12 protein-coding genes are annotated in these 12,204 nt (G+C 33.8%); 5 read left to right on the top strand and 7 right to left on the bottom strand.

The features are described from left to right. Nucleotides 1-19 precede the first annotated feature (19 nt). On the bottom strand, nucleotides 20-1,225 hold the full coding sequence (gene lysA, locus Q0783_RS07145) for a diaminopimelate decarboxylase (protein WP_298894231.1): 1,206 nt from the start codon (nucleotides 1,223-1,225) through the stop codon (nucleotides 20-22). Between the two features lie 119 nt (nucleotides 1,226-1,344). Between lysA and Q0783_RS07140 the strand changes: the two genes are divergently transcribed. The 4 genes from Q0783_RS07140 to Q0783_RS07125 all read left to right on the top strand — a co-directional run bounded on the left by Q0783_RS07140 (nucleotide 1,345) and on the right by Q0783_RS07125 (nucleotide 4,860). Further along, nucleotides 1,345-2,001: a hypothetical protein gene (locus Q0783_RS07140; protein WP_298894230.1), complete on the top strand. Its 657-nt coding sequence runs from the start codon at nucleotides 1,345-1,347 to the stop codon at nucleotides 1,999-2,001. A 170-nt stretch (nucleotides 2,002-2,171) separates the two neighbouring features. Further along, nucleotides 2,172-3,362: an ADP-forming succinate--CoA ligase subunit beta gene (sucC, locus tag Q0783_RS07135; protein ID WP_298894229.1), complete on the top strand. Its 1,191-nt coding sequence runs from the start codon at nucleotides 2,172-2,174 to the stop codon at nucleotides 3,360-3,362. Nucleotides 3,363-3,580: 218 nt separating this feature from the next. Further along, nucleotides 3,581-4,348 carry a hypothetical protein gene (locus tag Q0783_RS07130; RefSeq protein WP_298894228.1) on the top strand — a complete coding sequence of 256 codons (768 nt, stop codon included), beginning with the start codon at nucleotides 3,581-3,583 and terminating at the stop codon, nucleotides 4,346-4,348. 170 nt (nucleotides 4,349-4,518) lie between these two features. Then, nucleotides 4,519-4,860 (top strand): hypothetical protein, encoded by a 342-nt coding sequence (locus Q0783_RS07125; protein WP_230937197.1) that lies wholly within the window; start codon nucleotides 4,519-4,521, stop codon nucleotides 4,858-4,860. A gap of 47 nt (nucleotides 4,861-4,907) precedes the next feature. Here the strand turns inward: Q0783_RS07125 and Q0783_RS07120 are convergent, their stop codons facing one another. The 4 genes from Q0783_RS07120 to Q0783_RS07105 all read right to left on the bottom strand — a co-directional run bounded on the left by Q0783_RS07120 (nucleotide 4,908) and on the right by Q0783_RS07105 (nucleotide 7,483). Further along, the gene (locus Q0783_RS07120) at nucleotides 4,908-5,567 is read right to left on the bottom strand and encodes a hypothetical protein (RefSeq protein WP_298894227.1); all 660 of its coding nucleotides are present in this window, start codon (nucleotides 5,565-5,567) and stop codon (nucleotides 4,908-4,910) included. A 12-nt stretch (nucleotides 5,568-5,579) separates the two neighbouring features. Next, complete coding sequence (locus tag Q0783_RS07115; RefSeq protein WP_298894226.1) at nucleotides 5,580-6,281, bottom strand: phosphoadenylyl-sulfate reductase; 702 nt, start codon at nucleotides 6,279-6,281, stop codon at nucleotides 5,580-5,582. 81 nt (nucleotides 6,282-6,362) lie between these two features. Next, nucleotides 6,363-6,605, bottom strand: a complete 243-nt coding sequence (locus tag Q0783_RS07110) for a DUF1456 family protein (RefSeq protein ID WP_230937194.1) — start codon at nucleotides 6,603-6,605, stop codon at nucleotides 6,363-6,365. Between the two features lie 11 nt (nucleotides 6,606-6,616). After that, nucleotides 6,617-7,483, bottom strand: a complete 867-nt coding sequence (locus tag Q0783_RS07105; protein WP_298894225.1) for an alpha/beta hydrolase-fold protein — start codon at nucleotides 7,481-7,483, stop codon at nucleotides 6,617-6,619. Nucleotides 7,484-7,692: 209 nt separating this feature from the next. On the opposite strand from Q0783_RS07105, the gene Q0783_RS07100 reads away from it, so the two are divergent. Continuing rightward, entirely contained in the window at nucleotides 7,693-8,094 is a 402-nt protein-coding gene (locus tag Q0783_RS07100; RefSeq protein WP_298894634.1) for a TerB family tellurite resistance protein, read from the top strand. Here Q0783_RS07100 and uvrB read toward each other — a convergent pair. Then, complete coding sequence (gene uvrB / locus Q0783_RS07095; RefSeq protein ID WP_298894224.1) at nucleotides 8,091-10,097, bottom strand: excinuclease ABC subunit UvrB; 2,007 nt, start codon at nucleotides 10,095-10,097, stop codon at nucleotides 8,091-8,093. The two genes, Q0783_RS07100 and uvrB, sit on opposite strands and share 4 nt — an antisense overlap. Nucleotides 10,098-10,150: 53 nt before the next feature. Beyond that, nucleotides 10,151-12,202: a tail fiber domain-containing protein gene (locus Q0783_RS07090; RefSeq protein ID WP_298894223.1), complete on the bottom strand. Its 2,052-nt coding sequence runs from the start codon at nucleotides 12,200-12,202 to the stop codon at nucleotides 10,151-10,153. Nucleotides 12,203-12,204 lie beyond the last annotated feature (2 nt).

Here is a 12,204-nt window from a genome sequence, read left to right as displayed (position 1 = left end):
ATCCTGCGCTAAGTATTTATTATAAGTCTATTGCAACTTGATTTTGTAAAATATCATCAAAAGTTTCCCGCTTTCTAATTAAATGTGCTTTTTTGTTATACCATAAAACTTCAGCTGGACGATATCTTGAGTTGTAATTTGATGCCATAGAATAACAATACGCTCCAGCATTTTTAAAGGCTAGTATATCATCTTCAGTAATTTCATTTATACGTCTGTTATTGGCAAAAGTATCTGTTTCACAAATATAGCCTACAACCGAATAAAAGCGTTCCCGACCATTTGGATTAGAAATATTAATAATCTCATGTTGAGCCCCATAAAGCATAGGTCGTATTAAATGGTTAAAACCAGAGTCAACTTGAGCAAAAACAGTTGATGTGGTTTGCTTAACTACATTAACTCGGGTTAAAAAATAACCAGCTTCACTCACTAAGAACTTGCCAGGTTCGAAAGCCAAAGTAAGCTGCTTACCATAGTTTTTACAAAATTGATTGAAACGTTTAGATAGTTTTTCACCTAGTTCTTCAACATTGGTTTCAATGTCACCTGTTTTATATGGGACTTTAAATCCAGATCCAAAATCGATAAAGTCAAGATTTTTAAAATTTTTAGCAGTATCAAATAAAATTTCACTGGCATACAAAAAGACATCAATATCTAGAATGTCACTTCCTGTGTGCATATGAATGCCATTAATGGTCATTTGAGTATTTTCAACAATTCTAAGTAAATGAGGAATTTGATGAATAGAAATACCAAACTTACTATCAATATGACCTACGGAAATGTTCGTGTTTCCACCTGCCATTACATGCGGATTAATACGAATGCAAACAGGTATTTTAGGATGCTTAGTTCCAAATTGTTCTAACACAGAAAGATTGTCAATATTAATTTGTACACCAAGACTTGCCGCTTTTTCTATTTCAGCAAGTGATACACCATTAGGAGTGAAAATAATTTGCTCTGGTTGAAACCCAGCTTTAAGTCCTAACTGTACTTCCTGGATAGAAACAGTATCCAATCCAGATCCTAATTGATTAAATAATTTTAAAATCGAGACATTAGATAGCGCTTTAACCGCATAATTTAACTTTAACTGTTTGACTTTACCAAAAGCTGATGTTAATCGTTTATACTGAGACTTTATTTTCTCGGCATCATATACGTAAACCGGACTTCCAAAGTCCTTTGCAATCTGTAATAAAGTGTTGTTTTTCATTCGTTTTAAATCTTATAATCAATGTATTTGAAGGATCAAAAATAGATGTAATCCTTAGTTAAAACATATAAATAAAAAAATATTGCTAATTTTACACAAAATGTTAAATAGTTAACAAATTGAAAACTATAGCTTCTTGTGTACAGGATATCATCGTATCTAGCCCTTTTTTAGAAGAAGGCTTATCACGACAAATCATTAATTTTTCAGCTTTAGCTAAAGAGTTAAATAAACCTATTTCTGAGATGTTGCGTAAACCGGTAAAAGATGGTGCGATAATGATGGCATTGCGACGTTACCAACAACCTTTTAACCTAGAAAACTCTATTCGTTTAAAGAAGATTTTTAAAAACTTAGGAGATATCACTGTGCGCTCAAATTTGAGTGATTTTACATTCCAAAATTCTAAAACTTTAATTCATAGCCATTCGCAAATTTTAGAAAAGATTAGTGTAAATCATCATATTTTCTATGCATTTACGCGTGGTGTTTTAGAAAGTAATATCATCATATCCACTTCCGAAAAGGAAAGCATTTTAAAAACCTTTAAAAATGAAGTGCAAATTGGGTTGCAAGATAAATTATCAGCAATTAGTATTTATTTGCCAAAAGGTAATTCGAAAATTGCTGGATTGTATTATCAAATCTTTAAGCGTTTAGCATGGGAGAATATTACTTTATATGAGGTCGTTTCTACAACCAATGAATTTACCATTGTAGTTGAAGATCATTTGGTTGATAAAGCATTTTCGGTAATTAAGCGCTTAAAAGATTAAAATAATTAGATAAAATGAAATTGATAATCAAGATGTACTATTAATTGAATTAGCAGGCTCATAAATCAATATTAAAAACTATTGGTAAAAACTTTTAGTATGTTTACTTTTGTGGTCGTAAAAATGACTTCGTAAACTAAACGAAGACAAACTATAAATTTCTAAACCAAATGAATTTACACGAATATCAAGGAAAAGAATTATTAAGCAGTTTTGGCGTACGTATTCAACGTGGTATTGTAGCACAAAATGCTGATGAAGCAGTTGAAGCAGCTAAGAAATTAACTGAAGAAACTGGTACAGGTTGGCACGTAATTAAAGCACAAGTTCACGCAGGTGGTCGTGGAAAAGGTGGAGGCGTTAAATTGGCTAAAAGCTTAGATGATGTTAAAACCATAGCTGGTCAAATTATTGGAATGGATTTGGTGACACCTCAAACATCTGCCGAAGGAAAACGTGTACATCAAGTATTAGTTGCTGAAGATGTATACTATCCTGGAGATTCAGAACCTGAAGAATATTATATGTCTGTGTTATTAAATCGTAGTAACGGACGTAATATGATCATGTATTCTACAGAAGGTGGGATGGATATTGAAACTGTTGCAGAAGAAACACCACACTTGATATTTACAGAAGAAATCGATCCAGCAACTGGAATTTTACCATTTCAGGCACGTAAAGTAGCATTTAACTTAGGTTTATCTGGTGCTGCTTTCAAGGATATGACAAAATTTGTTACAGCCTTATATACGGCTTATGTGAAATCTGATTCTTCTTTATTCGAAATCAACCCAGTTTTAAAAACTAGTGATGATAAAATTATGGCGGTAGATGCTAAAGTATCTTTAGATGATAACGCTTTATTTAGACATAAAGATTTAGCTGCGTTACGTGATTTGCGTGAAGAAAATCCAATTGAAGTTGAAGCAGGAGAGAAAGGTCTAAACTATGTTGATCTTGACGGGAATGTAGGTTGTATGGTAAATGGAGCAGGATTGGCAATGGCAACAATGGATTTAATCAAACAAGCAGGAGGAGAGCCAGCTAACTTCTTAGATGTTGGTGGTACAGCAGATGCAGCTCGTGTTGAAGCCGCTTTCCAAATTATTTTAAAAGACCCAGCAGTAAAAGCAATCTTAATTAACATCTTTGGAGGTATCGTTCGTTGTGATCGTGTTGCTCAGGGTGTTATCGATGCTTATAAAAATATGGGAACAATCAATGTGCCTATCATTGTACGTTTGCAAGGAACTAATGCAGACATCGCGAAAGAATTAATTGATAATTCTGGACTAGATGTTATGAGTGCTACAGAATTTCAAGAAGCAGCAGATAAAGTTCAGACTGTTCTAGCATAAAAGAATTTATAAATACCATATAAAACTCCCATGTGATTATCACATGGGAGTTTTTTTATAATATCATTTGAATTAAATATAGTTGATTTTTAGGTTGTGCTGTTTTCATTTTTATAAAATAGTTAAGTGTTAAATATTTAATTTTCAGAGAGTAAGACTTTTCGTTTTAACAAAATTTTAATAACTTGATAAGGTTATTAATCTAAAAATCAACTATTATGAAAAATCTCTTTCTTCTTATCATTTGTGTGCTCACTGTAAATCTAAGTAATGGACAAGTAGCAGAAGGCGTCGAATGTATACGTGGCGGTATAAATACTCGAGATATTACTAGTGCTAATCCTACCGATGTCAAATTGGAAATCCAAAATATTAGAGGATATTTGCCAAATCAAAGCTTTGAAAACCTAAGTCATATTCCTCAAGCATCATTTCAAAATGCTAGAATTACAATCAATGCCGCGCCAACCATTGTTTTAGCTCGTTACAATCCAATGAACAATGCATTACAAATAAAGAATGGTGATAAGATTTATAATATCGTAAAAACAGATAATTTGAAGTTGACTTTTATTGCAACGAACCAAACCTATCAAGCCATTTCTCATCTTGATACTAACGGAGACACTGTTATTGACTATTTCGTTTTTGATGGTAACTCCAATGATAGTAAATTACTTAAAAAGGTTGACTATAAGTATACGAAAGCTAAAGTGGCGTCAAGTGCATATGGTGCAGATAAGCCTGCTAAATTAAAGAAGGTTGAAAGCTACTATATCCTAGATAATAATAGAAGTTTAGTGAGTTTATCTACCAAGAAAAAGGATATTAAGAAAGATTTTCCTAGACAATCAGAACTGATTTTAGCTTTTATAAAAGACAATAAAATTAAAGGTAATAAGGAAACTAACTTAAAAGTGTTGGCTAATTATGTTACTAGTATTCAAAACAATGCGAATGACGGTACATTAGTCGCTTCAAAATAAACAAACGCTATAAAATAATGTAGAAAGGCTCTCAATTTTGAGGGCCTTTTTTATGAATTTATGTTAATAAACTGCTAATCAACGTTAAACACTGTTAATTCTTACTGCTTTCTTGTAACATCTTATCATTTCATCAGTCTTTTAAGTATCAATCTAAAAAACAATTAATCATGAAAACATTAAAAATGTTAGTACTAGTCGTAGCAATTACGTTTAGTAGTGCGCTTTCTGCAAGCACAGATCCAATCAAGACTGTCGAACCAAATCCAGTTGAAGAAACAATCAGTAAATTATTAAAAAATCCATCGTTTGAATTTCCTGAAGGCTTAACTGCCGATGTAGAAATCACGATTAACGAGAACAACGAAATGGTTGTCCTATCTGTAGACACAAAAAATAAAGCTTTTGATAGTTTTATTAAAAACCGTTTGAATTACAAAAAATTATCTAAGGAAGTTATTAGTTATCAACGAAGGTTTAAATTTCCTGTAACACTTACAAAGAAAAGATAACTAGAGATTTTAGTTTATGTAAAAGCGTTCAAGATTTGGACGCTTTTTTAATGTCTTTTTTCTTTTATTAAACACTCAAGCGTTAATTTCATATCCATTGCAAGCTTTTTATTTTCTTTATAAATTAAAGGATATATCTTGTCATAAAGCTCCTCATTAAATTCGTTTTCAGGATGTGAACTATCAAATATAAACCTAAAGACACTTTTAATCTCACTATCATTTCTTTTAGCTAAGACCTTACAAAAGGCTTCTGTGTCCGTTTCAAAGCGTTTGTAGATCATAAATCCGTTTCTAATATCATCAGCACCATAAGAACCATCAATACACATATTAATGTATTTGTTATAGTATTGGTTAGATTCAATACAATTGATCTCACTCAAAAAACTCACCCAAGGATGATCTAAATAAATCTTTGGAGGAGGACCACCACTTTCTTTAATTTTGTTGCGAATTATTGTAGAGTCTAGAAATAATAAATCTAACATCTTATCAAAAGAGTTGGGCATTGCACAAAAGAATTGTTGTTCCAGCGTTATTCTATTACCACCTTTAGACACTTTAGCGCTATCCATTAAGGTATGTAGTAGTTTAACATGTGCTTTATCAAATGTTAGCTTAGAATTATCACAATCAATAACTACTACTTGTGCACTAGTTGTAAAAGAAACTAGTAGAGCGAAAACAATATAGATGTGTTTCATGCTCATTATTAATTATAAATGCAATCCGCATTCCGTTTTTGGATTATTGTTCCAACGACCATTGCGATCTTCTCCAGGAACCGTACAGTGTTTACACCCAATAGAATGATACCCTTTGGCTACCAATGGATGAAATGGTAAATCATGTTCCTTAATATAAGCATCACGTTTGTCTTTAGAGATATCAAGTAAGGGATAAAACTTTAGAATCTCACCGCGTAGCTCAAAAATATCTAAAGAGGCTCGATGATCACTTTGCCATTCCATTAAACCAGATACCCAAACCTTATATTTATTTTTGATAACATCTAAAGGCTTGACTTTATTTATAGAACAGCAAAAATCTGGATTCTTGGTCCAAGTTTTGTCTTTAGAAGTGAATTCATGTTCTTCTTTTAAAGCACTTATTGATGAGACATTCAACCCATAACGTTTAGTCAATTCTTCTTTGTACCTTAAGGTATCTTCAAAATGATAACCAGTATCTATGAAGAATACCTCTTGTTTCTTATTAACTTCCGAAAACAGTTTAAGTAGAAATGCTGATGTTGCTGCAAATGAACTTGTTAGCATCACTTCTGAAATGTCAAAATCTTTGTATAATTGCTGAATACGTTCTGTAGCAGAAAGCGGTTTATACTTTGCATTGAGGGCTTTTATTTCTGCTTCTGAAATATTTGGAAGCACTTTTTTTACTGAAGAAATTTCAAACATAATAGGACATTAGAGATAGGCAAGTTAGTATACAATTCTGAAGAATTAGCTGACTTTGCTCATTTTTGCGATAATGATAATTTAAGGCTTCTTTTTTTGCGGTTTTGGCATTGGACCACGTAAATGAATAATTAATCCATTGAGGAAGTTTCTTAGAATTTGATCTCCACATTCCATATAGTTTGGATGATCTTCTCGTCTAAAAAGGGCATTAAGTTCACTTTTTGAAACTCTGAAATCTACCAGCTCTAAAATTTTAATGATGTCATCATCACGTAACTTATGAGCGACTCTTAGTTTTTTAAATATATCGTTATTAGTCATAGTAATAGCTATTAATCGGAAGTTAACCATTGAAATGCTTCAGGAAAATTAGAACTCCATAGCGCTTCATTATGCTCACCTCCTTCAATTATTTTATTCTGAATTTGCTCTGTTTTTACACCTTTATTTAAAAGGAGTGTCACCATTTTTTCTTGGTCTGGTACCATAGAGTCCCCTTCTTTGTCTCCAACCAAAAAGAAAAATTTAGAGCTACTGGAAATTTCTGTAGTATTGGCTAATTCGTAGATCTTGTCACTCACCCAAAACGACGGTGAGAACACACCAGCCATACTAAATGTTTCAGGATACTTTATAGTAGCGTAAAATGCCATCAATCCTCCTAGAGACGCGCCAAAAATTCCTGTGTGCTTGGCATCTGGTTTTGTTCTATAGGTGACATCTATATGTGGTTTTACAGTATTGATGATAAACTGCATAAAAATGTCTCCTTTACCACCACCATAGTCTTCATGAGGATATGGTGTTAATTCTTCTAAACGTTTTTCGTTACCATGTTCGATACCCACTATAATAACCTCTTTATCATTCAAAGTGTCTAAATATTCATCAATTTTCCATTCACCAACATAAGAAGTCTCAGCATCAAATAAATTCTGAGCATCAAACATATATAGTACTGGATATTTTTTTTCAGAATCCGAATATGATTTTGGAGTATAGACCCAAATGGTTTTATGTGTTTTTAATTGAGGCGCTTCAATACTAAATGTAGAGACTTGTTTTGAAGCCGTACTTTGAGCACTACAACTCAGACTAATATATTGAAGAAAAAATAAAATTAGAGTAGTCTTTTTCATGTCTTGATTGAATAAAACGAATGTACACAAAATTTGAGAAATAGCGACCATACCGTTCATCGATAATATGTTTTGAAAGTAAAAAAATCGACGAACTGCACGTTGTTTTTAATATATTGATAATCAGTTGTTTAAATTTATTTTACACATGAAAGTAGGAAAAGAACGACGAATTGCACTTTATTTTTCGATGACTTACAAAATATGCAGGATTATAACCTAAACAAACCTTTTAAATTTATAAAAGTGAAATCATGAATCCCTCTAATATGATAAATCGTGTAGAGAAGCTAAGTTTGCTATCGGAAATGATAGCCTTTGCGCAGACAGACGAAAATATAAAATCTATAGAATATAAATTTCTTGCAAGTATTGCTAAACAATTAGAAATTTCTAAAGAAGACTTCGATTACCTTTTTGACCATCCTGTAACCTATGTACATCTAAAATCACATAGCGAACGCATTGTTCAATTCCATAGATTGGTCTTATTAATGAACCTAGACAATCAAATTTCTAATAAAGAATTAGTGAAACTTCATAATTTCGGATTACGAATGGGATTAAGTCATGAGTCGATTAATCGCGTTTTAGATCTTATGGAAAGTTTTCCAAATAAAATTGTACCACCAGACTTTTTGATTGACATATTTAAAGTGCAGTATAATTAAGACACTTTAAGTTTTTCTAATTTTTCCTGATAACCTTTAATATCATCCCGTAACTGTGCTGCGATAATAAAGTCGAGGGCCTTAGCAGCTTGCTCCATTAATTTACGCTTTTCACGTATTTTCTTTTCTAACTGACTTTTAGTTAAATATTCGCTTTCAGGCTCTGCAGCTCTAGCTGCTTCTAATTCATAGCTATAGGTACTTACCGAATTTTTAGATAAGGCATTGTCTAAACTCTTATTTAAGGCTTTAGGTGTGATCTTGTGTTTAGTATTATACGCAATTTGTTTTTCACGCCTGTATTCGGTCTCATCTATGGTCTTTTGCATACTTCTAGTAATCTTGTCTGCATACATGATAGCTTTACCATTTAAGTTTCTCGCAGCTCTACCTACAGTTTGTGTCAATGAACGTGTAGAACGTAAAAACCCTTCTTTATCGGCATCTAAAATAGCCACCAGCGACACTTCAGGTAGATCTAAACCTTCACGAAGTAAATTCACACCAACTAAGACATCAAATAATCCTTTTCTAAGGTCTTGCATAATCTCAACACGTTCTAAAGTATCAACATCACTATGAATATAGCGACATCTAATTTGAATACGATCTAGATATTTAGTAAGTTCCTCAGCCATACGTTTGGTCAATGTAGTTACCAAAGTACGTTCGTCTTTTTCAATGCGTTGCTGTATTTCCTCTATAAGGTCATCGATTTGATTTAAACTTGGACGCACTTCGATTACCGGATCTAATAACCCTGTTGGTCTAATCACCTGCTCCACGTAAACACCATCTGTTTTCTGAAGCTCATAATCTGCAGGTGTTGCACTCACATAAATGACTTGATTTTGCAAAGCCTCGAACTCTTCAAATTTTAAAGGTCTATTATCCATAGCAGCAGGTAATCTAAATCCGTATTCTACCAAATTCTCTTTTCGACTTCGGTCACCACCATACATAGCATGTACTTGAGAAATGGTCACGTGACTTTCATCTACAACCATCAAATAATCATCTGGAAAATAATCTAATAAACAGAATGGTCTTGTGCCAGGCTCACGACCATCTAAGTATCTTGAATAGTTTTCAATCCCAGAGCAATAGCCTAGCTCGCGAATCATTTCCAAATCAAATTCGGTACGCTCTTTTAAACGCTTTGCCTCTAAATGTTTTCCTATGTCCTTGAAATAATCATGTTGTTTGACCAAATCATCCTGAATGTCTTTAATAGCATTTTGTAAAATATCAGGCGAGGTCACAAACATATTGGCTGGATAAATATTCAATCGGTCATAATGTTCAATCACCTCATTAGTTTGAATATTAAACTGCTCAATATCTTCAATCTCATCTCCAAAGAAATGGATACGAAAGGCATCATCAGCATAACTTGGAAACACATCAACTGTATCACCCTTTATTCTAAAATTTCCATGATTAAAATCCGCTTCTGTTCTTGAGTACAGACTTTGCACCAATTTATGTAAGAGTTCGGTTCTAGAAATTTCCTGATTGACTTCTAGTGAGATAACGTTTTTCTGAAATTCAACTGGATTTCCAATACCATACAAACAGGATACCGATGCTACAACAATCACATCACGCCGACCAGATAGTAGAGAAGAAGTTGTACTTAAACGCATCTTCTCAATTTCCTCATTAATCGATAGATCTTTCTCTATATACACTCCAGAAACAGGTATATAAGCTTCTGGCTGATAATAATCATAATATGATACAAAATATTCGACGGCGTTGTCTGGAAAGAACTGCTTAAATTCTGAATACAATTGTGCAGCCAAAGTTTTATTGTGAGCTAGGACCAAGGTCGGTCGCTGTACTTCTTGAATGACATTGGCTACTGTAAAGGTCTTACCAGATCCTGTTACACCTAATAAGGTTTGATAGGTTTCGTTAGATTCGATGCCACTAACCAATTGTTTTATTGCCTCAGGTTGATCTCCTGTGGGTTTGAATTCGGATTGTACTTTAAAACGCATCTAACAAAGTTACAATAATGCGTTCATATTTTAAACCTAAGTGTTGTTCAATTCTAGTGACTAATTTTCTGCTCTAGACTTGAGATTCTATCTTCTAAGGATTTTTGTGTTTTAAGTACCTTTTTTAGGGCTTCAATTTCTTTATTCTGTTCTTTTATGGCATTGATAAGTACAGGAATTAAATCAGAATAATACACACCAAGTCTGTCGAGTTTCACTTTTTGCAAAGTGTCGTTCTCTTCTGAAATGGGTTCCCAAGTATGGGTTTTGACCACTTCAGGAATAAGTTCTAGTACATCTTGTGCAATCAAACCCAGTTTAGTGTCTTGATCTATTCTATCCTTCCATTTGAAGCTTACGGGATTCATTTGTAACACTTCATTCAAGCCATAGTTTAATGTTTTGATATCTTTCTTTTCACGTCTATCAGACGTATTAATGGTACCGTCAGTAGCCCAAAGTCCAGTCCAGCGCAAAGATGAATTTCCCAGACTCATAACGTTGTTTTGATCAGGAATTAAACTGGCATTAAACCGCAAGATATTGCTACCTCCATCTTCAATGGTTTCTGATCCTATACGTAATCTGCCATCTGTTATATGAAGTCGTTCTTGAGGAGTATCTGTTCCTATTCCTGTATTGCCATTTCTTAATACCGTTAAAGCATTTCGTCTGTTCAATGTTATACTAGTTCCATTAAAGGAAAATGAGCCGTTAGCAACACTAAACGCCCTATTACTTGAAGGGCTATCAGGATTGTAAAGTGTATTACCAAATCCGACAACTACCTCATTTGCTGCACGAGACTCTAGCAATTCACCTATGGCTATAGAGTTTATGCCACTTGCCACTGAATCATCTCCTATAACTACTGAATTTGCACCTGACGAAATTGAATTTCTTCCAATAGCAACAGACCTACTCCCAGTTGATTCATTAAAATATCCTAAAGCCATTGAGTTATCACCACTCGCCTCACTATTGTTTCCTGCAGCAAATGATGATATACCGGAAGCTATTGTACTAATCCCTAATGCCGTTGCATAATTTGCTGAGGCAATAGTTGATGTTCCTGTAGCAAGCGCTGCAAAGCCGGAAACAAGGTTATTTAATCCTAGAGTTGTAGAATAGCTAGCTTGTGATTCATTTCCACTCCCAAGTGCTATTGCAGAATAGCCTTCGACCGTATTATCATCTCCCATTGCAATACCGTAGGTAGAAGATACCAGATTAGAACGACCGTGTGCAAAAGCATATTCTGCTGATATTTGATTACTTTGTCCAGATCCAAATGAGTGATCGCCAAATACTAAATTACTACGTCCAAAAGCATTAGAATAGTCCCCAGAAGAGAGGTTGTTAAAGCCCATAGCTACGGAAAAATCACCCGGAGAAGAACTCTGTTCGCCAAATGCAAATGATTGCTCGCCACCAGCTGTTGCAATATCTCCCATGGCAAAAGATGAATAACCTATAGAACTAGAATTGCGCCCAAATGCAACTGAAAGTTCTCCTATAGCTCCCAGTGTTTCTGAAGGAAATTGCGATTCTGAAAAGTCAAGTGCTTTTTCCCCAATATTGCCATGGTTATCTGGATTAGACCCTATTAATCTCCAGCCAATACCATTACTTTCATTAATTGCCTCTAGTCCAGTGACATTTTTTGCTTCGGCTGCTATTTCAGCAGCATAGGCAAAGGGTACATATTGAAATTCTGTTGTTCCAAAATCTATTAGACCACTGCCTGTGTCAATTTGTACATTTATGAATACCTCACCAAGAATCCACTCTACATCTCTAATATCTCCTGTCGTTGTACCTTGCCCAATAGTTAAAATCACTATACCATTATCATCTGTCGTTGGCATATGCGTTTCTGTGTAGACAGTATTCATTGAGAGACCTTGTAGTAATGTAAATTGTACCTCAATAATAGAATTGCTAACTACATTTCCATTAACATCTTTAATTAATGCTTTATAGTTAATACCAGTTTGTGCTATTGATGTAAGAGCTATCAAACATGCTATAATTGTAAGCTTTATTTTGCTCACAACAGTTCTATTGTTTTTTTTGAGTTCGTGATTTTTTTTAGAAAAGTTCATAA

The organism is uncultured Psychroserpens sp., from assembly GCF_947500255.1.
In the GTDB taxonomy this organism is placed as follows: Bacteria; Bacteroidota; Bacteroidia; order Flavobacteriales; family Flavobacteriaceae; genus Psychroserpens.
The sequence above is the reverse complement of the archived record's forward strand: the minus strand, read 5'-3'. Positions and strand labels throughout refer to the sequence as shown.